The organism is Paenibacillus sp. VMFN-D1 (genome assembly GCF_003386155.1).
In the GTDB taxonomy this organism is placed as follows: domain Bacteria; phylum Bacillota; class Bacilli; order Paenibacillales; family Paenibacillaceae; genus Paenibacillus_AQ; species Paenibacillus_AQ favisporus.
In genome coordinates this window covers 119,008-142,628 of sequence record NZ_QRDU01000002.1, presented here as the reverse complement: position 1 = coordinate 142,628, position 23,621 = coordinate 119,008, and the positions used below count along the sequence as shown (strand labels likewise).

Below are 23,621 nucleotides of genomic sequence, written 5' to 3'. Positions count from 1 at the left end.
TCATACATATACCCCTATGGGTATAATTCTAGGATGGAAGCAGCGGATTGTCAAACCGCCAAATCATGGAATATTAAAAAAGCCTCCTGCAGGACGCGCCTGCTGGAAGCTTGTTTATCTTTTCATTGTTGTCCTTAGACAGCAGCATATGAATCGCCGAAGGAGCTAGAGGTTCGGTTTTCGGTTTAACCGGAGGACACCGGTTTTTCCGGTTTTTCCGGTTTTTCCGGTTTTTCCGGTTTTTCCGGTTTTTCTGGTTTTTCTGGTTTTCGTTCTTCTGGTTCTTCTTGTTCTTCTGGTTTTCGTTCTTTTGGTTCTTCTCGTTTTTCCGCGGCTCGCCCGGCTAAGCCCTCCTCCCGGTACCGTTTTGGCGTTACGCCGGTCATTTTTTTAAACACCCTGTTGAAGTAACTCTGATCGTTAAAGTTCAGCCACGAGCAGATGTCCGAAACCTTGTATTTCGTCAGCATCAACAGCTTTTTCGCCTCATCAATTCTTTCGCGCTGGATATATTCGCTGATGGGGACACCTACTTTTTTCTTAAACAGGCTGGATAAGTAATTGGGACTCAAATAGGTCAGCTTCGCCAGCTGCTCGAGTGTAATGTCGTCGTAGAGGTGGTCGGAAATATAGTGCTGGCAGGCCGTAATCGTCGACGAATACTGCTGCTCCTTAACCTTGGACACCCGTTCCGTAAACGCGAAAACCGCCTCGGTCATCACCTTGGATATCGCCTGCAGGCTTTCCTGCTCCTCCAGCTGCTGAATATAGTAATCGCTTAGCGTAAAGGCCGTCTCCTCGTTCAGCCCGCCTTCGATCGCCGACCGGCAAATCAAGGCCACGCCGGTGATCATAAGGTTTTTCTCGCTGCGGATCCGGCTGCGCCTGGACAGCTTGCCCAGCTCGTCTTCGCCGATCAGCGAATAACGGACGACGTCCTGAACTTTATCGGTGCGTCCCTTGCGGACATAATCCAGCAGCACCCGCTCATGCGAAAGGTTGGTATGGGAAATCAGGTTCATCCGTTCCCGCGAAATCTCCAGATCCGGCGCATGCGGCTGCTGATTTTCCGGTGGCTGCTCACCGCTGGTCTCAACGATCAGTGCCGGGTCCAACCGTTCCTGGTAGAGTAGGCTGTAAATCAACAGGCTCATGGAACGAAAACGTTCCGGGCCAATAACGGGCAGGGATTGGTAAAACTCAATCAGCACCCGGACATTGGAAAATTCGTGCATCAGCTCCGTGATGTAATCGATTTGCGTTTCGTCCAGCCCGGCGTCGAGACAGGGTCCGACCACGATTTGCCCCAAGACTGCATCGTCATGCTGCAGGCCGATTCGAAAAAAATGCAGCCTGTTGATGGAAAAAAAGACCGGAATCTTCTTCTGCCCGCCGTTTACTGCATGTTCCCTGATCTGCTCCTGAAGCGGAACATAATACGGGCTCTGGCGGATGCTCGCAGCCGGACTTTCATATGCAAATTGCCCGCGGGTGTTGACGTAAAATACTGACACGCCATGGGCCTCATGCAGATGGTGGCACACGTATTTAATTTCTTCCAATGCGAACCGCATGACGCCCCCCTTTTGTCGGCATAAAATGTTAACGTTTTCTTTACATTAAAATAATACAATTAAGCGTAGAAAAGTACAATAATTGCCGACCAAACCCTCGTACAATGGTCAATGAACAGATCATGATCAACGATTAGGGGGAATGTACGATGGAACTGGAAAATAAAATCGTGCTGGTCACCGGTGCCGGAAGCGGCATCGGCAGAGCCAGCAGTTTAAAAATGGCAGCCAACGGGGCCAAAGTCGTGCTGGTCGATTTTAACCGCGAAACCGGCGAAGAAACGCTGCAGATGGTCCAGGACCAGGGCGGCGAAGGTATCTTCGTTCAGGCGGACGTATCCAAGAGCGAAGACGTGCAGCGCTATGTCAATGCCGCCGTGGACACCTATGGCCGGATCGATGCCTTTTTCAACAATGCCGGCATCATTCAGAAGTTTTCACTGCTGGCCGACGTGGAAGAAGCGGAGTTCGACCGACTCGTTGCCGTTAACATGAAGGGTGCCTTCCTGGGGCTGAAATATGTGCTTAAAGTGATGGAGAAGCAGGGCAGCGGCTCGATCATCAATACGGCGTCGACCGCCGGCATCCGCAGCGAGCACAGCGTGTCCGTGTACTCGGCAACCAAGCATGCGGTGATCGGATTGACAAAGTCGGCAGCCATGGAATACGTGAAAAAAGGCATCCGGGTCAACGCCATCTGCCCTGGCGGCGTACAGACCTCGCTGACCCAAAGCGTGGAAGAACAGTTCAAAGCGGGCGGCTATATGCCCGAAGAAGTCAGCAACATGCGGATCGGCCGCTACGCGCAGCCGGAGGAATTGGCCGAAATGGTCTCCTTCCTTGCCTCCGACCGGTCAAGCTATATGGTTGGCTCCATCGTCCTTGTGGACGGCGGCCTGACACTGTAAGCTGCTTCTGCTTAGCTTACGACAAAAACCCTCTCTGGAATCAGAGAGGGTTTTTGTCATTCTCAAATACTGAACACACCTGCCAAACACAGCAGTCCACCGAAGATCATAAGAATCATGCCGGCAAAACGTAGGTACCATCGCCGATCCTCGCTAAGCTCCGCATCCCAATCCTCGCCGAATCTTCGAAACCACCACGATTCCGGCTTTTTTCTGGCAAACCAGCCAATCGCAGCAAGCACGATTCCCATGATCAGCACCGGCATATGTATCGACTCCTTTGTGGATAGAACGGGATCACGCAGCCGCCGCTACGAGATAAGCAAGTCAACTGAGCAATTTGATAAGTAACCGAGGGAGATACAGCAGCACATCCAAAAGCCAGGTGGATCTATCCGCATAACGTTCGATTGGATTGTACCTCATATTTTTCATAGGGCCACTCCTTTTAAATCAATGGCTGCCTGCTTACGGAGCAAACGACACATGCCGGATGATGTAACGCACCACAAAAAAACTGATAATAAACAGTGCCGCCAACCCGAGCAGGAAAAAAATCAGAATCTTATCCCCTAAGGAAAAACGCTTCATGGGTTCCACCTCGCAACTTTTCCTTAATTATACAGGAAAGCGGGCTGTATGTTAATTTTTGTTAAAAATAACATAGTTGAATCCTATATAAAGGAAAGGCCCCCACCTTTGGGAACCTTTAATGGATATCAGACGCAGTTCTATATTATAAGAATGACCCTCGTTTTACCGATGCTGCTCCCGAATCGCCCGTACGATCCGATCCGCCCGTTGATCTTCTTTGTATGAATGAACCACAAGCATCGCATGAATGACGCCCGGAATGTAGCCGATACATGTAAGGATGATGCTTAAGATGAACTGTCCCAATTTACCGCAGCTCAGAACGGCCAGCGGCGGAAGAAAGCATAATAAATAACGCATTGGCGTTAACCTCATTTCTGTTTGAATGATCTATAATACGCCGCGGCGGTATCTTCGTTTCATTTTGTGCCGCACTCTTTTTTGGGTAATAAAAAGAAAACGGAGATGAAGTAAGGAGGACATGACATGTGCGGACGGTATACGTTGGCGGTTGAAGAAGAGGATCTCGTCCAGTCATTTGACATCGATGATGTCCAGTATGAAATAACTCCACGGTATAATATTGCCCCGACCCAAACGGTTGCCGGCGTTCGAAGCGATCATGGAAAGCGGATATTGCAGGGGTTTCACTGGGGGCTGCTTCCGTTCTGGGCCAAGACGAAAAAAATGGCCTACCATACGTTTAATGCCCGTGCGGAGTCGATTGACAGCAAGCCGGCATTTCGGTCGGCTTTTCCTGAGAAACGAATGGCCGTGTTGGCAGACGGATTCTACGAGTGGACTCATGAAGGCGAACATAAGCAGCCCTACCGGTTCCGGGTTAAATCGAGAGACGTGTTTGCTTTTGCCGGCCTGTACGATGATTGGAAAAGCCCGGAGGGTGAGACAATCACGAGCTGCACCATCATAACGACAAAACCGAATTCCCTTACGAAGAAGGTGCACGACCGTATGCCCGTTATACTTGGTGAGGAAGAGCTGAACATCTGGCTGGATCCCGGCGTGTCCGATAAGGACTTGCTGCAGGGGCTGCTGCGGCCTTACGAGGCAGAGGACATGTACTCCTATCCCGTGTCCAGATCGGTCGGAAATGTACGGAACGAAGGTGAAGAATTGATCGAGAAAATCGCCCTGAATTCCAAATAAAAATCCAAAGAGGACCTCCGGGTCATCCGTTAGTCCTCGTCTGATCAAGAAACAACAAACTGAACGACAACCGGGGTACCGGGGTCCAACACATCGCCTCCAGGAATGGTAAGCGTCGTTGTTGTCACTGACGAAACGTCGGCCGTCTGCATCAAACCGTTCAAATAAAGGTTGTAGTAGTTGAACGTCCCAGGAAATGCCGTAGCAGCCACTCCAGCGTCATTGGTGAAGGCCGTTGCGGCTATAGCGAAGGTCGCTCCGGTTCCGGTACCTGCACCAATGGTCGAAGTGAATCTCACGCTGTTCTGATATGGAGTTACGATAGGCATATTCTCTCCTCCCTTCTTGGTTGAGGAACATATAGATTTTCAAACCAAAATCTTTGAAAACCTTCGGATCCTCTACCCTATTAAATGCAGGAAGGTTTGAATCGGCGTGGGGGAAAATACGAAAAAGTGCTAGACTGTAATATTCGCCGTTAACTGCACCGTTTCCAAAACAATAGGAGTCCCCGCATATATCGTCGTGCTTTGTGGTGGAAAATATAGCTCCGACGGATTGATGCTGTACGAATTCCCCGGCTGGATGATCCCGTTGATATAGAGGTTGCTGAAACTATTGGGACCAAGCGTCGAAAAATCGGCAACCGCATCACCTTCATCATTCGTGAATTGGCTCGCCGCAACCGCGGCCGACGCCGTTAAATCCAGATCGGTCTCCGGCTGATAAAAATAGCGGGCGGCCGTCGGCAGCACAGTTACTCCGGGTATAACGACGGGTCCAGGCGGGCCCTGCGGACCTTCGGGTCCTTCCGGACCAGCCGGCCCTTGAATGCCCGGTGCGCCTGGTGCCCCTTGCATCCCTGATGCTCCTTGAGGGCCAGGGTCACCCGGTTGTCCGGGAAGACCCTGTACGCCTTGCGGCCCCTCCGGCCCGCGGAGGCCTGCCGTCCCGGGAGGGCCCTGCACCCCCTGTAGGCCTTGCGGTCCGGGAATCCCGGGAAGTCCTGGCGTACCATCCGTCCCCCGTTCCCCCTGCGGACCATGATCACCCTGCATTCCGGTTAATAGCCCCAGCTCTGCTTTGATTTGTGCCTTGGCTTCCTCGATTGCCGCTTGTAAGGCATGCTGATCCATCACATTTCGGATCTTCCGTTTTCTTCTAGGGTTCACCTTTTTGCAAACGACGGCCTTTTTGATTCTTTTAGCGCCGATGCATTTTATTTTCTTCTTTACATATGTGCGCTTCGTTTTTCCTCCTTTTCCCATTTGCGGCACCCTTCCCTTAAAAAATTAGGAATATGTGTATATGACATATGTATATGTCCAATGCACGTCATGGGAGTGGACTATTCGCTATCTTCGGTGTTACCTCTCTCTCATTCCCTGCCACCTTTTCCCTTGCGGTAAAGATAGGCCAAGCTGGTCCACCGTCCGGACCACGATATGCATGATCAGGTCCTCAATGGCCGCCGGATGGTTATAAAAGGCTGGCACGGGAGGCATAATCGTCGTGCCCATGCGGGACAGCGCCAGCATATGCTCCAGATGGATATCGTTCAGCGGCGTTTCGCGCGTGAGCAGGATCAATTTTTTTCGTTCCTTCAAAATGACGTCGGCCGCCCGGGTGAGCAAGTTGTCGCTTAATCCCACGCGGATGGAGGCGAGCGTCTTCATGCTGCAGGGCGCCACGATCATGCCGTCCATCTGGAACGATCCGCTTGAAATAGCCGCTCCCAAATCTTTGTAACCGTACACTTGATCCGCAAGCCCCTCGACTTCTTTGACCGTGTAGGGGGTTTCATGCCGGATATTTGCAGCCGCCCAAGGAGAGACTACGGCATGCGTTTCGACGCCCGCCTCCTTTACGCTTGAAGCAGCCTGATGCCGAATATCGCGCCCGTCGCTCCGGACATGCCCACGATGATTTTCATAAGCCCTCTCTCCTTCGCATCCGTAAATACAAGTTTCACTCATTTCTTTTGATGAATCATGGTGCTGATGTTCCTTCGGCGGCAGCAAACAAGCGAATGGCGAGCTTGCGTATTTCCTCCGGATAACCGGTGAAGGAGGCCTGAAGCGGTGCATAGCCATCCGGCCATTCATTCGGAGAAAGGCAATTGTATACGATCTTTGTCGTCGCAGCCTTTCGTTTTTTCCTCCTGATCCAGGTAAGCGACAAGCGGCAGGACCGGCTGATCGGCAAAATGCAGGATTCTGTCCGGATGGTTGCGGGTGGCCGCCGCCCAGACGACCTGGTCAATCCGGCTGGGATCGATATCATCGTTCACGACGATGATTTTCGGAATGTATGAGCCGCCGCGGCAGGCGAACACTACTTCTCCGATACGGCGGGCGAGTGCCTTCGAATCGGCATATGCCCCAGAGGAATCTACCGTCACGACAAGCCAATGGACCGCGGATTCGAACGGGATGAAGCAGCTGCGGACAGGCAGGCGATGGCTCCGCAGTTCATGCTGAATGCTTGCGGCGATCGCGACGCCCCAGTTGGTATGATTCTCCTCGGGCGGCATCCCTGCAGCCACCGCCGGCATGATCGGGTCAAGACGGTGAGTCATCGCCGTAACGCGGAAACATGGCACTTCTTTCTCGTGCCCTACCCACGTATATCCCGCATACTCCCCCATCGGACCTTCAGGCACGGTCTCATTCAAGGATACAAAGCCTTCAATGACGATTTCGCTGCTTGCCGGTACCTTAAGATCATGGCTTTCGCAGCCGACGACTTGAAGCGGTTTGCCGTACCATCCGCCCAGCAAATCGGCTTCGTTCGCGCCGTCAGGCAGAGGATATCCGGCGATCATGGCGATGCCCGGATCCACGCCGAGACAAAGCGCATACGGCATGTCCTTGCCGATCTCCTTCCACTGCTCGTATATTTTGCCGATATGCTGGGTTGGCACGATAACGCCGGCCAACGTCCTTTTGCCATGCAGCATGACTCGCGTAATCGACCAGTTCACCCAGGATCCGTCAGGCGAGCGTACGATCAAAATGCCGTATGTGTTGATGTAGCGGCCGCCGTCGCCGACATGCAGGTACGGAACCGGAAGGCTCGTCAAATCGATGTCCTCCCCGAACAGTTTCTTCTCCTTGCACGGCCCGTCCGGCACTTCCTGCGGCGGCAGCGGTTTGGCTTCGGGGAGATGGGACCAAGCCTCAACCAGCTCCGCAATTCCCGTATCGGCGGGGAGCCCCAGCGAAAGCGCGATCCGCAAAAAAGGATGACGTGCATTCGGACTGAGACCGACTGGTGCACCCAGCACGCGAAATCCAGGGGCGCTGTCCTTGATCTTGCAAAACAGCGGCGCCGGGGCCGGCCGTTCATAGGCGTAACGGATCATCGCTCCCATTTCCAGGTTCCAATCCACCTCCTGTTCGATCTTGATCATATCGCCGTATTGCTCCAAGGCCTCGATATATTCCCGAAAATCGATGCCGGCTGCTTGAATTGTTTTCATTGTCTGACCTCCCGAGTACTTTAAAATGTCTGCATACAAAGCTTATATCCGAGCTCTTTTATATGTAAAATATATATTAAATTAGTTTATAATATAAAAAAATATATGCTAGTGAAGAGGGACGAGAATATGGATTTAAAAAAATTGGCCTATTTCGTGACAATCGTCGAAGAAGGACAAATCACCCGCGCCGCGCAGCGGCTGCACATCGCCCAGCCTCCTTTGAGCCTTCAGCTCAAATCCCTGGAGGAAGAATTGGGTGTGACCCTGATCGAACGCGAAAACAAAAAATTCGAGATTACGCCGGCCGGGTGGACGCTGTATAAACGAGCCAAAGAGGTGCTCCACTCGATTGACGGGATGGTGACGGAAATTCATGATCAGGAACAAGGTATGCGCGGCACACTATCCATCGGTACGGTCATGTCCTGCGTTCCCTACCTGCCTTCCGTCATCAAACAGTTCCAGCAAACTTATCCCCGGGTGACCTTCCGATTATGGGAGGATGATTCCTATCGAGTCGAAGAGCTGCTTCAGCAAAAAAGAATCGAACTGGGGCTCGTCAGGCTTCCCCTGCAGTCTGATTTAGGCGCCTATACGCCCGAGGTATCGATTGACCGGCTGCATACTGAACCCTTGGTAGCGATCCCGCCGGTCTCCATAGCGCTGGATGGACCGATCCTCGCGGTCGAGGAGTTATGCTGCCATCCACTGCTGATTTTGCGCGGACAGGGGGACTACGGAGTTTACCACCGGTTTATGGACATTTGCAAAATCAGGGGGCTGAAACCAAACATCGTATGCGAGAGCCCCGACGTATCAACGCTCATGCTCCTCGCCGAATCCGGCATCGGGATCGCCGTCGTTCCCCGCTCGGCTCTGCTGCTCCGCCTGGATCAAATAAGACATGCCGAAATCGATCCGCCCATTGAATCCGATACCGCCATCGTCACCCTGAAGGGGCAATATCTCTCGGCAGCAGCCCGGAATTTCAAACAGCTGTTGCTCGGATCGATGGGAAACGGCCGGAGCTAAAAAACCTTCCGCATCCATCATTTGCGAAAGGTCTTATCGGATTTTTTGATTTATAGCACTACGATGGCTGCATGATAGAAATGCAAATCGTTGTTCGTTCGGGTACAATAAGACAAAACAACCTATGGAGGCTGCAACGATGAATATGGAAGAAGAACCAAAGCAACAGGCGATTCCCGCCGAAGACGACCAAGGCAATTTCAAGCTGCTCGACACCCAGCGCATCCTTTCGATCACGTCCGAAATCGAAGGCGACGAGGACAGCGCGGCGATTTTTCATTACGACGACGGCAAAAAGTACAAATACGTGCACAGCGAGAAAGCCATGAAACAGTTCGGGGAATGGATTCAAAAAGGGGAAGGTTAAACGCTAATGTTGAGGATCGAAAGGCTGCCGCTAGGCAGCTTTTTCATAGGCTTGCAGCTATAAAAGAGAACGTGTCCACTCTTCATGGTTAAATAAAAATGCCTCCTTGCAGTACCATTAGTGGTACAACAAGGAAGCAAACAACACCTAGCTATTATTATTGGGCTTAGAAATTTCTTTACGTATCTCTAAAAACATCAGATATAATCTAAGGAAGAAACCAATGAACAGTCCCACCCCTATGATAAATCCTACTTGCCCCAACAATACTAAAATGTAAGAAATTGCACAACCTAATAATATCAACCCTATGAGTTTCATTTTCCGGTCTCCTATGATGTTAAGTTGCTGGTTTTAATATGAGCAGAACGATTCCATCCTTTACATATAATCCAATAATTACTATACCATGAGCAGGTGTATCGCTAGGTCAAAAAATATTAGAATTGTTCGTAAGTCAATGTAAAAATAAGCCTACAGGTGTTTGTGACTCTGTGGTTTTACTTTTATGATATAGTATGTAAAAAATCCGCTCTTTTACTTTTGTTGCTACACATAAGGAGTGTTTTGTTGATGAGAAGATTTGCTACGTTCTTACTTAGCGTAATAATTAGCGTAATTGTTTGCTATACCCTGGCAGCAGTAAGCGGTGCAGGTGATACTGGCCTTATTGTTTCATTATTAATTACGATTTCGCTTCAAATCTCATTCTTAACGGTGGTCTGCATTTTTAAAAAATCATAGCAACAAACTCATGAAAAAGGATTCGTTATTCGGATGTTTTTTTTTACCCAAGGGAGAAGGGCATATATGGCGGATCAGTTTGCTCATAAAACGGTATCCACAGCGCTGTGGGAGTAACCTTAACCGTGTATGGCCAATCTGATATAGCGTTCCTTACCATTTCGGTGACATCCTAAATTTCCAGTTTGATCACGACAAAAACCCAACGCCGTGATTTTTTGATTTTTTCGTGATTTTATGAAAAAAGGCTCCCTCTCGGGAGCCTTTTCTCTTTACTGCTATATCAGGCCTTGGGAGCCTTATATTACATCATTCCACCCATGCCGCCCATGCCGCCCATGTCTGGAGCAGCAGCCTTCTCAGGCTCTGGCTTGTCGGCGATTACGGCTTCTGTTGTCAGGAACATAGCCGCAACGGAAGCTGCGTTTTGCAGCGCGGAACGTGTTACTTTGGCAGGGTCAACGATACCTGCTTCGAACATGTTCACCCACTCGTCCGTAGCTGCGTTGTAGCCGATGCCCACTTTTTCTTTCTTCAAGCGGTCCACGATCACGGAACCTTCTTGACCAGCGTTGGCAGCGATCGTGCGGATTGGCTCTTCGAGAGCGCGCAGAACGATGTTCACGCCTGTCTTCTCGTCGCCGTCCACGTCTACGGCAGCTACTGCATGGTATACGTTCACGAGAGCTGTACCGCCACCGGATACGATACCTTCTTCAACCGCAGCGCGGGTTGCGTTCAGGGCGTCTTCGATGCGCAGTTTGCGCTCTTTCAGTTCGGTTTCGGTTGCAGCACCGACTTTGATAACCGCTACGCCGCCGGCCAGTTTAGCCAGACGCTCTTGCAGTTTCTCTTTGTCGAATTCGGAAGTCGTTTCTTCCAGCTGCGAACGGATTTGGGAGATACGAGCATTGATGTCGCTCTTCTCGCCGCTTCCGTCAACGATGGTTGTGTTTTCTTTCGTTACGCGCACTTGACGGGCGTTACCCAGCTGCTCGATGGATGTGCTCTTCAGATCCAGGCCGAGCTTCTCGGTGATTACTTGGCCGCCAGTCAGGGCAGCGATATCCTGCAGCATCGCTTCGCGACGGTCGCCGAAGCCAGGAGCTTTAACAGCTACCGCGTTGAACGTGCCGCGCAGTTTGTTCACGATCAGCATCGCTTGAGCTTCGCCTTCGATGTCTTCAGCGATGATCACAAGCGGTCTGGCTTGTTGAACGATTTTTTCAAGCAGCGGCAGGATTTCCTGCGTGTTGCTGATTTTCTTGTCAGTGATCAGGATGTATGGATTTTCAAGCACAGCTTCCATTTTATCCGTGTCCGTGATCATGTATGGGGAAATGTAGCCGCGGTCGAACTGCATACCTTCCACAACTTCAAGCTCTGTAGCGAATCCGCGGGATTCTTCAACGGTGATAACGCCGTCTTTCCCCACTTTTTCCATCGCTTCGGCGATCAGTTGGCCCACTTCTTCGTCAGCTGCGGAAATGGAAGCGACTTGAGCAATTTCTTGTTTCCCTTTAACTTCGTTTGCGATGTTCTTCAGCTCGGCAACTGCCGCTTTAACCGCTTTGTCGATCCCTTTGCGGACAACCATCGGGTTAGCGCCTGCAGTTACGTTCTTCAGACCTTCGCGGATCATGGCTTGAGCCAGAACCGTAGCGGTCGTCGTACCGTCACCGGCTACATCGTTTGTTTTGGTCGCTACTTCTTTAACGAGCTGAGCGCCCATATTTTCAAAAGCGTCTTCCAGTTCGATTTCTTTAGCGATCGTCACACCGTCATTAGTAATGAGCGGGCTGCCGAATTTTTTCTCCAGAACGACGTTGCGGCCTTTAGGTCCGAGCGTCACTTTTACAGCGTTAGCCAAAGCGTCTACACCACGCAGCATGGAGCGGCGTGCGTCTTCACTGAAACGGATATCTTTTGCCATGTTGATAAAAACCTCCCATAAATGATATAGATGTTGCTCATATGTTCAGGCTCTTCGCCGAAAAATTCAATCCTCGCCGGATCAAAAAGTCGCTTAGCCTACGATTGCATGTATGTCGCTTTCTTTCATAATCAAATATTCTTTACCTTCATATTTGATTTCTGTTCCGGCATATTTGGAGAACAACACACGGTCGCCTTCTTTGACTTCCAAAGGAACGCGTGCCCCATCTTTAACGGCTCCGCTGCCAACAGCGATAATTTTGCCTTCTTGCGGCTTTTCCTTGGCGGAGTCCGGAAGGACAATCCCGAATGAAGTTGTTTCCTCTTGTTGGATTGGTTCTACCAAAACGCGGTCACCCAAAGGTTTGATCATGAAAAATAGCCTCCTTATTTAGTATGTTGTACTGCGGTTAAAGTCTGGTTGACGATTCTTGTTAGCACTCGACAACGTTCAGTGCTAACAACCACTTTTATGATACTCAACTTGGGAACAGATTTCAAGTCCTCTTTGAAGCATTTTTCTAAGAACTTCACACTTTTCATAGCACCCCCGCCGAACCCGTCCCATCCTGCACCGGACAAGCCTGTCACAGGCCTCCGCAGCGAATAAGACACCCTCCATCATTGTATCCACCGGAATCTGAAATATGCCGTTTTCCGTGATTTCTGAAAAAGAAATGCCGTTTTCGAAGAAAAGAAAAAAGCATCCTTTTTCCGTCCAGAAAAAGAATGCCTGTGTCCTGTTATTGCGGTTCGGCCGGGAACCGGTATCTGGCCTCTACTGCCGCATCCGCAGCCAGCTGCTTGCGGTACACGACGGAGGATAAAAACACGCTGAACTCATACAGCACGAGCAGCGGAATCGTCACGAGAAAATCCGAGATGAAATCCGGCGGCGTAATGACGATCGCGATGAATACGAGGGCGAAATAGGCGACCTTCCGCATTTTCCGCAGCCGCAGCGGGTTCAGAATCCGCAGCTTGGTCAGAAACATGACGATGATCGGCAGCTCGAACAGCAGCGCCACCGGTACGACCAGCGTAAACAAAAAGCTGAAGTATTGGGAGATGCCGTACGTCTCCTTCAGTCCCATCGACTCGGTCACCTGGGTCGTAAAGCCCAGCGCCATCGGGAATACAACGTAATAGCCGAAGGCAAGTCCGGCCAGAAACAGCAGAAATACGTAAGGCACATAGCGCAGCGCCGCCTTGCGTTCCACTTCGCGGAGCCCCGGGCTGACGAAGGCCCACAGCTGGTACGCCGTAAACGGAATCGTCGCCACAAGCGATACGATCATGGCGATCTTCATGTACATGCCGATCCCGTCCCAGAAGGAAAATGCGTGCAGCTCGAAATCCTTCGCCGAGTCGACGCTGATCAGATACTGGTAGATGGGATTGGCGCAGACCAGGCCGACCACAAGCCCGAGCACGAGCACGACCAGGACGTAAATGATCCGTTTGCGCAGCTCGCCCAAATGCTCGACGATCGACATTTCTTCCTGTTTTTCCACGATGAGGTCACCTTCCTTCTCGCTCTAAACCTTCCGGACAAAACAAAATCCCTCCCCGCAAGGAAGGGATGGATATGGACTGCCTGGACTTCTCCCTGAAGTCACTCCGGCAGGCGCTTATCTTGGGCAGCGCTGCTCTGCACAGGTGCAGGCTGCTGCGTTTCACTTGCGGCCAGCGGCTTAGGCTCGCTCTTGCGCGGCGCCTGATCGTCTTCGCCGATGATATCGCGGGCACCGTCCTTGAACTCGCGGAATGTGCGGCCGACGGCCCGTCCGAGTTCAGGGAGCTTGTTGGGTCCAAACAGCAGCAATGCCAAAATGACCAGCAAAATAATGCCTGGCACACCGATTCCACTCAGCATATGGTATTCTCCTCTCTGTACTTTACTCTTAACCAAAATCCGGATATGTAACACACCGTGTCCGAGTAAAGCAGATCATTGATGGATGTTTGCATTCGATTGGGCTTGTTCACAGCAATGACATAAAATTGCCACATCGCCATCATACCATATCACGGATCATTACAATATCAAATAAGTGTGACAATTTTGAAAAAAGTCAGGTAAATGCTGGATTATTGGCGGTATTGCCCGGTCACCATCAGCAGCGCTTCCGGCAGCTGGTCCATAATGGCCGCCAAGTGCTCGTGCACGCCCTTGGGCGAGCCCGGCAGGTTGACGATCAGCGTCCGTCCGCGGATGCCGACAATGCCGCGGAACAGCATCGCCGCGCGGTTCTTCTGCATGACGGTCGCCCGCATGGCCTCCGCGATGCCCGGCACCTCCCGCTCGATGACCCGGCGGGTGGCCTCCGGCGTTACGTCCCGGATCGCCAGCTCCGTACCTCCGGTCGTGAGCACCAGGTCCGCCTGGAAATAATCGGTTAACTCAATGAGCGACGCGATGATATCATCCTGCTCGTCAGGAACGATGCGGTATTCCACGATCTCCCCGCCCAATTCCTCCTCCACCAGCTCCCGGATGACCTGTGCGCTCGTATCTTCACGTTCACCTCGGGCTCCCTTATCGCTTGCCGTCAGGATCGCTGTTCTCCACACCATAAGATCACCCCTCCTCCTTTAACCCTAAGTTCTTATCTTTGTGAACCGTCTGATCCGAGCAGGTCCTTCTTCGACTATACTCAAGCTTCGCGGCTGTAGTCGCCGCTCTTGCCCCCGGTCTTGGATTCCAGCCGGGTCGGACCGATGACCATATCCTTCTGCAGTGCCTTGCACATGTCATAGACCGTCAGAGCGGCAGCCGATACGGCGGTCAGCGCCTCCATTTCGACGCCGGTCTTGCCCGTAGTCTTCACAGTTCCTTCTATATAAAGTTCATCATTTCCGTTATCGCTGAAATGAATATCAATGCCTGTCAGCGGCAGCGGGTGGCACATCGGAATGATATCCGACGTTTTCTTCGCCGCCATGACGCCGGCAACGGAAGCGACGGCGAGCACGTCTCCTTTGCCGATCCGCCCTTCCTTGATCCGGGCCAGCGTCTCGGGCGCCATCGTGACCGTCGTGCGGGCCACCGCCGTACGCGAGGTGACGTCCTTCTCCGAGACGTCTACCATTTTGGCCCGGCCTTGTTCGTTAAAATGCGTCAGATCCATCGTCAGCCCCCTTGTTCATCGTGTATATCCCTTGGTCGGTTATGAGGACCTGAAGACGGGCGTCGTTCTCGTCCATGGGGACGCGGTCCACGACCTGCGGCGCAAAACCGATCCCGGCCCACACAGGCATGGTACCGTCCCCGGCCGCAGCACTCCATCGTTCGTAAAGCCTGTCGTAGTACCCCGCACCGTACCCGAGTCTTCCCCCTTCGAGATCGAAAGCGAGACCGGGCACCAGCACCGCATCCGGCAGCATTCCGTCCTGCTCGGCCTGCACCCGCTCGGGGTCCGGCTCCAGGATGCCGTATGCGCCGGCCTGAAGCTCGTCCCACCGCCGCAGCCGGTGAATCGTCATGGAACGATCCCCTGGATGGCAGCGCGGGACGTACACATCTACGCCCCGAAGCCAGGCCCGTTCGATCAGCGGTCGCGTGTCCAGCTCGCTGCGAAACGGGACGTACACCATCACGCTTCGGCATCCGGCCGCTTCCATCCACGCCGATGCATGACGGCAGGCCTGATCGGAAGCGCGTCTCCGCTCCTCTTCCGGCAGACCATCCCGCACCTGCCGCATGGCAAAGCGAAGACGCGCCTTCTCTTCTTTCATCCAAGCCGCCCCCTGTGGCATCCAACGACGCTTTCGATTTTCAGTCCTGCATCCGTTGATTTGCTCCTATCTTACCACTGTTGCTTCTCTTTCGCCAAGATTGTCCCGAAGTCCTGCACTGCAAGTCGCGCATTCTCAGTATTTCATGTAAACTGATCTTATTAAGATGATAGATGGAGGTTGCAACGTCACATGCTTCTTCAAGCGAGCGGAATCAAAAAATTATTCGGCATCACTCCCGTGCTGGAAGGCATCAACCTGCAGGTTCAGGAGAGGGAACGTATCGGCCTCGTCGGCGTCAACGGCGCGGGCAAGTCGACCCTTCTGCAAATTTTGGCAGGGGAAATGTCCTATGACGGCGGGCAAATTTATAAATCGAAGGAAACGACAATCGGGTATCTCGCACAGAACAGCGGGCTGCAATCCGACCGTACCATTTGGGAAGAAATGCTGGATGTGTTCACCCCTTTAATTGAGACGGAAAAAGAGCTCCGGGTGATGGAGCAGCAGATTGCCGATCCGGCGGTCATGGATAATCCGAAGAAATACCAGGATCTGCTGGACCGTTATGCTTCCCGTTCGGACTGGTTCAAGGACCACGGAGGTTACGAAATGGAAACGCGGATCCGCAGCGTGCTGCACGGCATGGGCTTTGGCAGCTTTGCGCCGGATACCCCGATCGCCACACTCAGCGGCGGGCAGAAAACGCGGCTTGCGCTGGCGCGCATCTTGCTGCAGGCCCCGGACCTGCTCATGCTCGACGAGCCGACCAACCACCTGGACATTGCGACGCTGACCTGGCTCGAGGACTATTTGCGCGCGTATTCCGGATCGCTGCTGGTCGTATCCCATGACCGGTATTTTCTGGACCGCCTCGTGACGACCATCGTCGAGATCGAGCGGCATCAATCCAAGCGGTATACGGGCAATTACAGCCGGTATATGGAGCTCAAGGCGGCCGAGTACGAATCCCAAATGAAGATGTATGAGAAGCAGCAGGACGAGATCGCCAAGATGGAAGCTTTTATCCAGCGCAACATCGTCCGTGCGTCGACCACCAAGCGGGCTCAGAGCCGGCGCAAGGCACTCGAGAAAATGGACCGGATGGACAAACCGCTCGGCGATTTGAAGAAGGCCCACTTCTCCTTCGAGGTCGAGTACATGTCCGGCAAGGAAGTGCTGCAGGTGCGGGACTTGTCCGTGTCGTTCCAGCCGCCGAAGGCGCTGTTTAAGGACGTATCCTTCGACCTGCGCCGCGGGGAAACGGTCGCGCTCATCGGGCCGAACGGGATCGGTAAATCGACCCTGCTCAAGTGCCTGATCGGAACCAGCCAGCCGCAGACTGGAGCGATCCACTGGGGGACCAAGGTTAAAATCGGGTATTACGACCAAGAGCAGACCAACCTTAATCCTTCCAATACCGTGCTCGAGGAACTTTGGAGCGCCTACCCACACATGGAGGAGGCCCGGATTCGTACCGTACTCGGCAACTTCCTGTTCAGCGGCGAGGACGTGCTCAAGAAAATCGCTGCGCTCAGCGGCGGCGAGAAGGCTAGGGTATCACTGGCCAAGCTGATGCTGCTGGAAGCCAATATGCTTATACTGGACGAGCCGACCAACCATCTGGATCTCTTCAGCAAGGAAGTGCTGGAATCGGCTCTGATCGATTACGAAGGCACCCTGCTGTTTATTTCGCACGACCGGTACTTCCTGAACAAAATGGCCGAACGCATTATTGAGCTTCATCCCGAAGGGACCGAGCATTACCTCGGCAACTATGACGACTATGTAGCGAAAAAACAGGAGCTGGAGGAACTCAGCCAAGAAGCGCTTGAACAGGCAGGCGGAGCCGGAGCGAAGAACAGCCCCTCCAAACCAGAGGCAGCAAACGATAACAACGATAAATCCGGCGTATCTTCGTTCGAGGCCGACAAGCAGGCCAAGCGCGAGGAGCGAAACCGGCAGCGCAGGCTTGCCGCGCTCGAGGAGCAGATCCAGAGCCTGGAGGAAGAAATTTCGGAACTTGACGCGGAAATGGCCAAGCCGGAGGTCTACCAGGACTACGTCGCCCTGCAGGAGCATCAGCAGCAGCAGGAGGAAAAGAAAAACCAGCTGGAAACGATTTATGCCGAATGGGAAACATTGGCCGCGGAGTAAGCCGATTTTCAGCAAATGGAGCCGGCGGAAGCTCAAATGTTCGAACTTTTGTCAAATTTACAAAAAAAGTTTTGACGTTAAGATTCCACTTATTCACAGCCTTATCCCCAAAAAAAGTGCATAACTTCCAACATAGGATGGCCTTAAGGGCCATTTTTTGTTGAGAAAATGCGCCTCTTTGTAAAATATCCATCTTTATCCACCAAATTATCCACATTATCCACAGTTCCCACAGGAAACCTGTGAAAAACCTATCCCCTATTTTCACCCCTCTATAAACCAGCGATTTCATTAAGAAACAGGTGGTTGTGCACAATTTCGGTGGAATATGTGGATAACCTTGTCCACATCTTGACAAGGACCAGGTCCTAAGATATAGCCCCAAAATAGGTCCTTAGCCTGCCGATTCGCCGATTCTTCCGACAAGAATGACAGGAGCCTTCGACAGCATAACGGCCTTTTCGCCCCCTATCGTCGGACAACAACCGTCATAACCGTCAAAGATGCAAAACAGCCTGCCGTCTCATCAACGAGACAACAGGCTGTTCATAATTCACAAGGTCTATGTTACTGATTTCCCTCCGGCTCAGGCCGGATCTCATGATCGGGAAAACATACGGCCAGCTTTCAAGCGCGCACGGACCATTCCTCCAGCGAAAATTGCGGCATCGCCCGCAGGTCCAAACCGGCGAACTGCTGCTCCTTCCATTTCAAATAAGCAGCGGCTCCGATCATGGCCGCATTATCCGTGCAGTATTTGAACGGCGGGATAATCAGCTCGATGCCTTCCTGCTCGCACTGGCGGGACAGCTCCGCCCGCAGGCCCTTGTTCGCCGCCACGCCCCCGCACAGCAGCAGCTGCTTCGCATGGTAAGACTTCACCGCGCGGATCGACTTGGTGACGAGCACTTCCACGACGGATTCCTGGAAGCCGCGCGCAATCGCACCCTCCGCGGCCGGCTCCCCGCGCATTTTGCGTTGGTTCACCACGTTCAGCACCGCCGACTTCAAGCCGCTGAAGCTGAAATCGTAGCTGTCCGGCTCAAGCCAGACCCGCGGAAGCGGGATGGCTTCTTCGGATTCCAGCGCCAGACGGTCCACGTGAGGACCGCCCGGATACGGAAAGCCAAGCGCCCGCGCCACTTTGTCGTACGCCTCGCCGACCGCGTCATCCCGCGTGCGCCCGATGACTTCGAAGTGGCCCTCTTTTTCCAGGTAGACCAGCTCCGTATGCCCGCCGGAAGTCACCAGCGCCATACACGGGTACTTCAGGTCGGCCACCAGGTTGTTGGCGTAAATATGGCCGGCGATATGATGCGTGCCGATGAGCGGCTTCGAGAGCGCAAACGCCAGACTGGTCGCCGCGACGACGCCCACAAGCAAAGCCCCGACGAGGCCGGGGCCCTGGGTGACGGCAATCGCCGACAAGTCCAGCGGTGTGATGCCCGCGGCCTGCACTGCTTCCTGAAGCATCAGCGTAATATTCTCGACATGCTTGCGGGAAGCGACCTCCGGCACGACGCCGCCGAACGCCTTGTGGGTTTCGATCTGGCTGGCGATCAGGTTGCTGAGCACCTCTTTGCCGTCTTTGACCACCGCGGCGGACGTTTCGTCACAGCTCGTTTCCACCGCCAGAATATAGCATGGTTGTGATTGTATGTTGGCTTGATTCATTTGTGTACTTTCCTTCCTAGCCGCGGGCGTTCTGACTGCGGTCCGGAAACAGCTCGGCCCACATGATCATCGCGTCCTCCTGGTTGTCCGAATAATACCCTTTTCGGAGTCCGGCCGGCTCGAATCCCATTTTCATATATAAATTTTGCGCCACCCGGTTGGAGACCCGGACTTCGAGTGTCATCCGTTTCATGCCAAGCTGCGAGGCTGTCTTCATCAGCTCAAGCAGCAGGCGCTCTCCCCATTTGCGGCCGCGGTAAGGGGACAAAACGGCAATATTCGTCACATGCGCTTCGTCAATGACCGTCCACATCCCCGCATATCCGACAGGTTCCCCGTTCCATTCCATCATCATATAACGCGCAAAATGATTATGCGTCAGCTCGTTCCGGAACGCTTCCTCCGTCCAGGGCAGAGTGAATGCGTCATGCTCGATCACCATCACGGCGGGTATATCCTCTAATGTCATCGGACGGAAAGTTAATCCTTCCGCGTCCTGTTTGATCTCCTGCTCCATGATTGTCAAAAGACTCCCTTCACGGCTTGCGCAGGAGCTTTTCAGCTTCGGCAAGCTGCGTATAGTTTGGCACCAGGGCGTGCAGCTCATCCCGCTCTCCCCGGAGGAGGCGGTCCGCACCAAGCTGCCCTACCGGCTCCCCTTTCATATCGCAGGAAGTCAGATGAAGCCGGTCCCCCAGCATCGGATGCAGCCGCTGCGCCGCTTCCTGATGATTGCCGATCTCGCCGACAAAATGGACGGCAGCCGGCCATTCTTCCTCCGGCATGGACAAGAGGAGCTGCTCCAGCTCCTCCACCCACGGCTGCATCAGCCGGATGGCATCGTCCTTCTTCCGCTGCGGGATGACCGCCTGCCCGGCTGCAAACAAGGCCGTATACGCCTGGCCTCTTCTGGCGTCCACGAGCGGAATGACCCAGCTCGTTCCGCCAGGAGCCTGTGAGTCCGGGCCGGCCATCAGTCCGCTCCAGGCCAGCGCATGCAGGCTGGAAATGCCGGCGACCGGCACGTTCCAGGCCCAGGCCAGCGTCTTGGCGGCCGTGACGGCAATCCGGGTTCCTGTATAAGAACCCGGGCCAACGCCCACGGCGACGCCGTCGACTTGGGATGCTTCCACGCCGGCTTCCCGGAGGCCTTTCTGGATCAAAGGCAGCAGATGGACCGAATGATTCCGCTCGCCTGAAGCCTCGATCGTATGGAGCACGCGGTCGTCCTCCATGACCGCCAGCGCCAGGCAGGCCGTCGAGGTGTCCAGCGCCAAAAACCGCCGCAGCGGCTGTGAATTCTCGTTATTCATGTTGATACGACTCCATTTCTGTTCAAACTGCCGACCCATTCTTCATAAGGCTGTCCATATCCCCGGACCGTAATGCTTCGCTCCGTGAGGTCGGCAGTCTCGATGTAGATATGCAGATGCCGGTCCGGCAGCAGTTCTTCGATGATTTGCGACCATTCGACCAGGCTGACGCCGTTTCCGAAGAAGTACTCGTCCAGTCCCAGATCCTCGGCCTCCTCCAGAGACACCCGGTAGACATCCATATGGTAAAAGGGCAGACGCCCTTCGTATTCCTTAATAATGGTGAATGTGGGGCTGTTTACAACATCCTGCACCCCAAAATGCCTGGCGAACGCCTGCGAAAAGGCGGTCTTTCCCGCTCCCAGATCGCCGTCCAGGCCGATCACGGTCCCCGGCTCCGCTACGCCTGCCAGCCACGCGGCCAGAGCCTCTGTATCCTCGAGGCTGCGGGAGGAATAGATGAACGGTTTCCCGTTATGATTGCTTTCCACGATGGGATTCCACCTTCTCCTTCCAAATCCTTGAATGCAACTTGCCCTTAATTATATCGGTCAACCCTGACACCCGCAAGGACTGGGGGCAGCGTGTTCCGGTCAGCCTCATCCCTAATCCTCAAGGATGGTCAGCTGCGGCCACTGCCGCTTCCAGTCTTTCGACCGTACCCGGTTAATATAGTAGGCTCTATCCTCAAACCGGGGACTTCTGCGTACGACGAGGCCGAACAGATCGTCCAGCCCGTAAGGGGCCAAGATCTCCAGCCCGTTCCCGGAATCCAGGCGTGCGCCGACTGCAGTCGCCGTCTCCGGCCACCAGCTGACCGCGTCCTCCGAGGAACGGTAAGGCGGATTGCCGTTGCGGATATGCATGCGCGCCTGATTTTTAACAGACCATTTATCATTCCCGGTTTGTTCGATCAGCCTTTGTTCCAGCAGCCATTCGCGTTCCTCCGACAGATCTCCCGGATCATAGAAAATAACGTCAATATCGGTATGGGCCGCCTGGTTCGTAAATCCGTGCAGCCGGTCCCACACCGTCCCCCTGACGTACCCGGCTGCGATGTAGCACTGCGGAAGCCCAAGCTCCCGCACCCGTTCCAGATCCTTCATTAAAAGATCATTTTCCAGGATATACTGCCGTAGTCGTTCTTCGTAGGACATACGCATCCTCCAATTCCTTTGGCGGCTCATCCGCCGTGTTCCTTCATTATATCACGGAATCACAGAAGTACCGTTGGGGGAGAAAAGCGACCAGCGGACTCCCGCGGCTTCTTGCCAATGAGCAAAGCCCCTGTGCCGGAAGGGACAGGGGTTATATTTCGCGCGTAAGGCGTGAATGATCGTATCGAAAACTATTTTCGTCTTCTTTTCCATGGCTTGATGACCGAAATGATAAATATAACCAGCGTCAGAACGATCTGGATGAAGACGAACGCATTTCTGAGCTCATGGTTGCGGAGAAATCCAGGGTCTTCAAGCGCCGCCGGCCCCAACGTCTCCAGCAGATAGAGATTGGCAAGCATCAGCTTATCCACGACGAAAATGCCGATGAACGTCTGCAGCAGAAACAAAATCCATTTCACGGTCAGCCAGCGGTGCCTGAAGAAGCCCCATGGCGTAAAAAAGCCGTACACGAAGGCGACCGCCAGCATCCCCACGGCCCCCGTCCGGATCACACCGTCGCTGATGAGCACGATGACTTTATAAGATTTCAGCGTATCTTCATAGCTGTTTAACCCCAGCGCAAAGTTGACGGTCACCGAGCTCAGAATGCCGCCAAAAAACAAGGACACCAATACGATATGCACGATCTTCACCCATTTCATGGCGGGTGCGCTCATTTTCTTCACATTTGTCCTCCTCCCTTCCCCCAGGCCCGCAACGTTCGGAGTCAGGCCATAAGTCCTATCCTACCGGCCGGAGATTGCAAACCTGTGACAACGATGTATGCAATCCGTGAAATTTGGCGGCAAACCCCAGCAGCCGCGGAATATAGCGAATCAGGGGAGCCGCAGAATCGACAATCATTTTAGGAAAACGGCCATTCGACAAATCTCCACTGACCGGAGTTGTCAGTGAAGTGGGGGTATGATGGGGTTAAAGGGCAAACAGCCCGCAAATTTGCCAATGCGCTGACAGCATCGTCTGCCGGCTTTACATTAAAAAATGAACATGGAGGAGATTCAAATGGAAAAAACGCTCAAGGATCGCAAACCAATCGGATATGTATTCATTCCCGGGGCGGGCCTGGACGCCCAAATATGGGACAGGGTGGCAGGGCAGCTGCCGGCGCCTTGTCTGACGGTGGACTATCCGGGCAGAGGAGCGAATAACGGAGGAACAAGCAAGCTGTCCTTAAAGGATTATTGTGCACATGTAAAGGAGCAGATCCGCAGCTGGGATGTGGAAAAATTCGTTCTGGTCACACATTCTCTCGGCGGTGTACTCGGTCTGAGCATCGCCGACGAAATGGCGGACCGGGTCGCCGGTTTTGCCGCCGTCGGAGCGGTGATCCCGGCAAGCGGGGGATCGTTCACGTCCGCCTTCCCTTCAGGGCAGCGGCTCCTGCTGCCCCTGATGATGCGCTTGTTCGGGACCAAGCCTCCGGAACAAGCCATCCGCCGCGGGCTCTGCAGCGATCTCACCGAGGAGCAGGCCGACGAAATCGTCCGCCGGTTTACCCCCGAATCGATCCGGGTCTACACGGACCGGGTAGAGGCTGCTTCCCGGCTTCAGGTCCCTTCCCTGTACATCAAGCTTGGTCAGGATCAGGAGCTGAAGCCAGGCCTGCAGGACAAGATGGCCGAAAATCTGGGCGCGCGCGTCGAACGACTTGAGTCCGGCCATCTGCCCATGCTGAGCCACCCGAATGAGCTGCGTCAGCTGCTCCAAAAGTTTGGTACCTCGGTGTCCGCGGCAGGGTAACGGGCAGCCGGCC

General features: G+C 53.6%; 25 protein-coding genes and 1 pseudogene. 6 read left to right on the top strand and 20 right to left on the bottom strand.

The annotated features are described in order from the left end of the window. Positions 1-185: 185 nt before the first annotated feature. On the bottom strand, positions 186-1,574 hold the full coding sequence (locus tag C7820_RS15865; RefSeq protein WP_181909081.1) for a helix-turn-helix domain-containing protein: 1,389 nt from the start codon (positions 1,572-1,574) through the stop codon (positions 186-188). A gap of 149 nt (positions 1,575-1,723) precedes the next feature. Here C7820_RS15865 and C7820_RS15860 point away from each other — a divergent pair, with 149 nt between their 5' ends. Further along, positions 1,724-2,482, top strand: a complete 759-nt coding sequence (locus tag C7820_RS15860) for an SDR family NAD(P)-dependent oxidoreductase (protein ID WP_116231897.1) — start codon at positions 1,724-1,726, stop codon at positions 2,480-2,482. A 62-nt stretch (positions 2,483-2,544) separates the two neighbouring features. Here C7820_RS15860 and C7820_RS15855 read toward each other — a convergent pair whose 3' ends face one another. Both C7820_RS15855 and C7820_RS15850 read right to left on the bottom strand, forming a co-directional pair. Then, positions 2,545-2,748 carry a DUF6199 family natural product biosynthesis protein gene (locus C7820_RS15855; protein WP_105442089.1) on the bottom strand — a complete coding sequence of 68 codons (204 nt, stop codon included), beginning with the start codon at positions 2,746-2,748 and terminating at the stop codon, positions 2,545-2,547. Between the two features lie 490 nt (positions 2,749-3,238). Beyond that, entirely contained in the window at positions 3,239-3,436 is a 198-nt protein-coding gene (locus C7820_RS15850) for a YqaE/Pmp3 family membrane protein (RefSeq protein ID WP_076174899.1), read from the bottom strand. Positions 3,437-3,562: 126 nt separating this feature from the next. Here C7820_RS15850 and C7820_RS15845 point away from each other — a divergent pair, with 126 nt between their 5' ends. Next, on the top strand, positions 3,563-4,243 hold the full coding sequence (locus C7820_RS15845; protein ID WP_116231896.1) for an SOS response-associated peptidase: 681 nt from the start codon (positions 3,563-3,565) through the stop codon (positions 4,241-4,243). A 44-nt stretch (positions 4,244-4,287) separates the two neighbouring features. Here the strand turns inward: C7820_RS15845 and C7820_RS15840 are convergent, their stop codons facing one another. The 4 genes and pseudogenes from C7820_RS15840 to C7820_RS15825 all read right to left on the bottom strand — a co-directional run bounded on the left by C7820_RS15840 (position 4,288) and on the right by C7820_RS15825 (position 7,724). Next, positions 4,288-4,572, bottom strand: a complete 285-nt coding sequence (locus C7820_RS15840) for a DUF4183 domain-containing protein (protein ID WP_076174904.1) — start codon at positions 4,570-4,572, stop codon at positions 4,288-4,290. Positions 4,573-4,701: 129 nt separating this feature from the next. Beyond that, on the bottom strand, positions 4,702-5,379 hold the full coding sequence (locus tag C7820_RS15835; RefSeq protein WP_258875322.1) for a DUF4183 domain-containing protein: 678 nt from the start codon (positions 5,377-5,379) through the stop codon (positions 4,702-4,704). Between the two features lie 231 nt (positions 5,380-5,610). After that, a pseudogene (locus C7820_RS15830) lies at positions 5,611-6,176 on the bottom strand (UbiX family flavin prenyltransferase). A 168-nt stretch (positions 6,177-6,344) separates the two neighbouring features. After that, positions 6,345-7,724, bottom strand: a complete 1,380-nt coding sequence (locus tag C7820_RS15825) for a UbiD family decarboxylase (RefSeq protein WP_220376655.1) — start codon at positions 7,722-7,724, stop codon at positions 6,345-6,347. Positions 7,725-7,853: 129 nt separating this feature from the next. Here C7820_RS15825 and C7820_RS15820 point away from each other — a divergent pair, with 129 nt between their 5' ends. Further along, a complete protein-coding gene (locus C7820_RS15820) occupies positions 7,854-8,759 on the top strand; it encodes a LysR family transcriptional regulator (protein ID WP_116231894.1) in 906 nt (301 codons plus the stop codon). A gap of 139 nt (positions 8,760-8,898) precedes the next feature. Beyond that, positions 8,899-9,126: a hypothetical protein gene (locus C7820_RS15815; protein ID WP_089549950.1), complete on the top strand. Its 228-nt coding sequence runs from the start codon at positions 8,899-8,901 to the stop codon at positions 9,124-9,126. A 1,048-nt stretch (positions 9,127-10,174) separates the two neighbouring features. On the opposite strand, the gene groL is transcribed toward C7820_RS15815, so the two are convergent. From groL to C7820_RS15780, 7 genes are all read right to left on the bottom strand, one after another. Then, positions 10,175-11,803, bottom strand: a complete 1,629-nt coding sequence (gene groL, locus C7820_RS15810) for a chaperonin GroEL (protein ID WP_116231893.1) — start codon at positions 11,801-11,803, stop codon at positions 10,175-10,177. A gap of 93 nt (positions 11,804-11,896) precedes the next feature. Then, on the bottom strand, positions 11,897-12,178 hold the full coding sequence (gene groES / locus C7820_RS15805; RefSeq protein ID WP_076174926.1) for a co-chaperone GroES: 282 nt from the start codon (positions 12,176-12,178) through the stop codon (positions 11,897-11,899). A 370-nt stretch (positions 12,179-12,548) separates the two neighbouring features. After that, positions 12,549-13,322, bottom strand: a complete 774-nt coding sequence (tatC, locus tag C7820_RS15800; protein ID WP_089550500.1) for a twin-arginine translocase subunit TatC — start codon at positions 13,320-13,322, stop codon at positions 12,549-12,551. Positions 13,323-13,420: 98 nt separating this feature from the next. Continuing rightward, a complete protein-coding gene (locus tag C7820_RS15795) occupies positions 13,421-13,678 on the bottom strand; it encodes a twin-arginine translocase TatA/TatE family subunit (RefSeq protein ID WP_076175208.1) in 258 nt (85 codons plus the stop codon). A 218-nt stretch (positions 13,679-13,896) separates the two neighbouring features. Beyond that, positions 13,897-14,382, bottom strand: a complete 486-nt coding sequence (locus tag C7820_RS15790) for a MogA/MoaB family molybdenum cofactor biosynthesis protein (protein ID WP_076174928.1) — start codon at positions 14,380-14,382, stop codon at positions 13,897-13,899. Positions 14,383-14,462: 80 nt separating this feature from the next. Then, positions 14,463-14,936 (bottom strand): cyclic pyranopterin monophosphate synthase MoaC, encoded by a 474-nt coding sequence (gene moaC / locus C7820_RS15785; protein WP_076174931.1) that lies wholly within the window; start codon positions 14,934-14,936, stop codon positions 14,463-14,465. Beyond that, the gene (locus tag C7820_RS15780; protein ID WP_258875273.1) at positions 14,917-15,543 is read right to left on the bottom strand and encodes a 5-formyltetrahydrofolate cyclo-ligase; all 627 of its coding nucleotides are present in this window, start codon (positions 15,541-15,543) and stop codon (positions 14,917-14,919) included. The genes moaC and C7820_RS15780 overlap by 20 nt, the downstream gene beginning before the upstream one ends. A gap of 192 nt (positions 15,544-15,735) precedes the next feature. On the opposite strand from C7820_RS15780, the gene C7820_RS15775 reads away from it, so the two are divergent. Then, positions 15,736-17,700, top strand: coding sequence for an ABC-F family ATP-binding cassette domain-containing protein (locus C7820_RS15775; protein ID WP_116231891.1), 1,965 nt, complete (start codon positions 15,736-15,738; stop codon positions 17,698-17,700). Between the two features lie 627 nt (positions 17,701-18,327). On the opposite strand, the gene tsaD is transcribed toward C7820_RS15775, so the two are convergent. The 6 genes from tsaD to C7820_RS15745 form a co-directional block, all read right to left on the bottom strand. Next, the gene (tsaD, locus tag C7820_RS15770) at positions 18,328-19,374 is read right to left on the bottom strand and encodes a tRNA (adenosine(37)-N6)-threonylcarbamoyltransferase complex transferase subunit TsaD (RefSeq protein ID WP_116231890.1); all 1,047 of its coding nucleotides are present in this window, start codon (positions 19,372-19,374) and stop codon (positions 18,328-18,330) included. A 16-nt stretch (positions 19,375-19,390) separates the two neighbouring features. Next, entirely contained in the window at positions 19,391-19,891 is a 501-nt protein-coding gene (rimI, locus tag C7820_RS15765) for a ribosomal protein S18-alanine N-acetyltransferase (protein WP_089549944.1), read from the bottom strand. A 19-nt stretch (positions 19,892-19,910) separates the two neighbouring features. After that, positions 19,911-20,687, bottom strand: coding sequence for a tRNA (adenosine(37)-N6)-threonylcarbamoyltransferase complex dimerization subunit type 1 TsaB (tsaB, locus tag C7820_RS15760; RefSeq protein WP_116231889.1), 777 nt, complete (start codon positions 20,685-20,687; stop codon positions 19,911-19,913). After that, a complete protein-coding gene (gene tsaE, locus C7820_RS15755; RefSeq protein WP_397334166.1) occupies positions 20,684-21,178 on the bottom strand; it encodes a tRNA (adenosine(37)-N6)-threonylcarbamoyltransferase complex ATPase subunit type 1 TsaE in 495 nt (164 codons plus the stop codon). The genes tsaB and tsaE overlap by 4 nt, the downstream gene beginning before the upstream one ends. Before the next feature lie 114 nt (positions 21,179-21,292). After that, positions 21,293-21,844 carry a nucleotidyltransferase family protein gene (locus tag C7820_RS15750; protein WP_116231888.1) on the bottom strand — a complete coding sequence of 184 codons (552 nt, stop codon included), beginning with the start codon at positions 21,842-21,844 and terminating at the stop codon, positions 21,293-21,295. Between the two features lie 191 nt (positions 21,845-22,035). Next, positions 22,036-22,524 carry a DUF2269 family protein gene (locus C7820_RS15745; RefSeq protein WP_258875321.1) on the bottom strand — a complete coding sequence of 163 codons (489 nt, stop codon included), beginning with the start codon at positions 22,522-22,524 and terminating at the stop codon, positions 22,036-22,038. 346 nt (positions 22,525-22,870) lie between these two features. Here C7820_RS15745 and C7820_RS15740 point away from each other — a divergent pair, with 346 nt between their 5' ends. Then, positions 22,871-23,608 (top strand): alpha/beta fold hydrolase, encoded by a 738-nt coding sequence (locus tag C7820_RS15740; RefSeq protein WP_116231886.1) that lies wholly within the window; start codon positions 22,871-22,873, stop codon positions 23,606-23,608. Positions 23,609-23,621: the final 13 nt, after the last annotated feature.

What these genes read in the sequence shown, in the direction of transcription:
- C7820_RS15845 (WP_116231896.1), top strand. Translation starts at nt 3,563, where the DNA reads ATGTGCGGACGGTATACGTTGGCGGTTGAAGAAGAGGATCTCGTCCAG.
- C7820_RS15745 (WP_258875321.1), bottom strand. Translation starts at nt 22,524, where the DNA reads ATGAGCGCACCCGCCATGAAATGGGTGAAGATCGTGCATATCGTATTG.
- tsaD (WP_116231890.1), bottom strand. Translation starts at nt 19,374, where the DNA reads ATGAATCAAGCCAACATACAATCACAACCATGCTATATTCTGGCGGTG.
- moaC (WP_076174931.1), bottom strand. Translation starts at nt 14,936, where the DNA reads ATGGATCTGACGCATTTTAACGAACAAGGCCGGGCCAAAATGGTAGAC.
- rimI (WP_089549944.1), bottom strand. Translation starts at nt 19,891, where the DNA reads ATGGAGCAGGAGATCAAACAGGACGCGGAAGGATTAACTTTCCGTCCG.
- tsaB (WP_116231889.1), bottom strand. Translation starts at nt 20,687, where the DNA reads ATGAATAACGAGAATTCACAGCCGCTGCGGCGGTTTTTGGCGCTGGAC.
- groL (WP_116231893.1), bottom strand. Translation starts at nt 11,803, where the DNA reads ATGGCAAAAGATATCCGTTTCAGTGAAGACGCACGCCGCTCCATGCTG.
- C7820_RS15865 (WP_181909081.1), bottom strand. Translation starts at nt 1,574, where the DNA reads ATGCGGTTCGCATTGGAAGAAATTAAATACGTGTGCCACCATCTGCAT.
- C7820_RS15850 (WP_076174899.1), bottom strand. Translation starts at nt 3,436, where the DNA reads ATGCGTTATTTATTATGCTTTCTTCCGCCGCTGGCCGTTCTGAGCTGC.
- C7820_RS15790 (WP_076174928.1), bottom strand. Translation starts at nt 14,382, where the DNA reads ATGGTGTGGAGAACAGCGATCCTGACGGCAAGCGATAAGGGAGCCCGA.
- groES (WP_076174926.1), bottom strand. Translation starts at nt 12,178, where the DNA reads ATGATCAAACCTTTGGGTGACCGCGTTTTGGTAGAACCAATCCAACAA.
- C7820_RS15820 (WP_116231894.1), top strand. Translation starts at nt 7,854, where the DNA reads ATGGATTTAAAAAAATTGGCCTATTTCGTGACAATCGTCGAAGAAGGA.
- C7820_RS15775 (WP_116231891.1), top strand. Translation starts at nt 15,736, where the DNA reads ATGCTTCTTCAAGCGAGCGGAATCAAAAAATTATTCGGCATCACTCCC.
- C7820_RS15860 (WP_116231897.1), top strand. Translation starts at nt 1,724, where the DNA reads ATGGAACTGGAAAATAAAATCGTGCTGGTCACCGGTGCCGGAAGCGGC.
- C7820_RS15750 (WP_116231888.1), bottom strand. Translation starts at nt 21,844, where the DNA reads ATGTCCTACGAAGAACGACTACGGCAGTATATCCTGGAAAATGATCTT.
- C7820_RS15780 (WP_258875273.1), bottom strand. Translation starts at nt 15,543, where the DNA reads ATGAAAGAAGAGAAGGCGCGTCTTCGCTTTGCCATGCGGCAGGTGCGG.
- C7820_RS15815 (WP_089549950.1), top strand. Translation starts at nt 8,899, where the DNA reads ATGAATATGGAAGAAGAACCAAAGCAACAGGCGATTCCCGCCGAAGAC.
- C7820_RS15855 (WP_105442089.1), bottom strand. Translation starts at nt 2,748, where the DNA reads ATGCCGGTGCTGATCATGGGAATCGTGCTTGCTGCGATTGGCTGGTTT.
- C7820_RS15740 (WP_116231886.1), top strand. Translation starts at nt 22,871, where the DNA reads ATGGAAAAAACGCTCAAGGATCGCAAACCAATCGGATATGTATTCATT.
- C7820_RS15825 (WP_220376655.1), bottom strand. Translation starts at nt 7,724, where the DNA reads ATGAAAACAATTCAAGCAGCCGGCATCGATTTTCGGGAATATATCGAG.
- C7820_RS15835 (WP_258875322.1), bottom strand. Translation starts at nt 5,379, where the DNA reads ATGGATCAGCATGCCTTACAAGCGGCAATCGAGGAAGCCAAGGCACAA.
- C7820_RS15840 (WP_076174904.1), bottom strand. Translation starts at nt 4,572, where the DNA reads ATGCCTATCGTAACTCCATATCAGAACAGCGTGAGATTCACTTCGACC.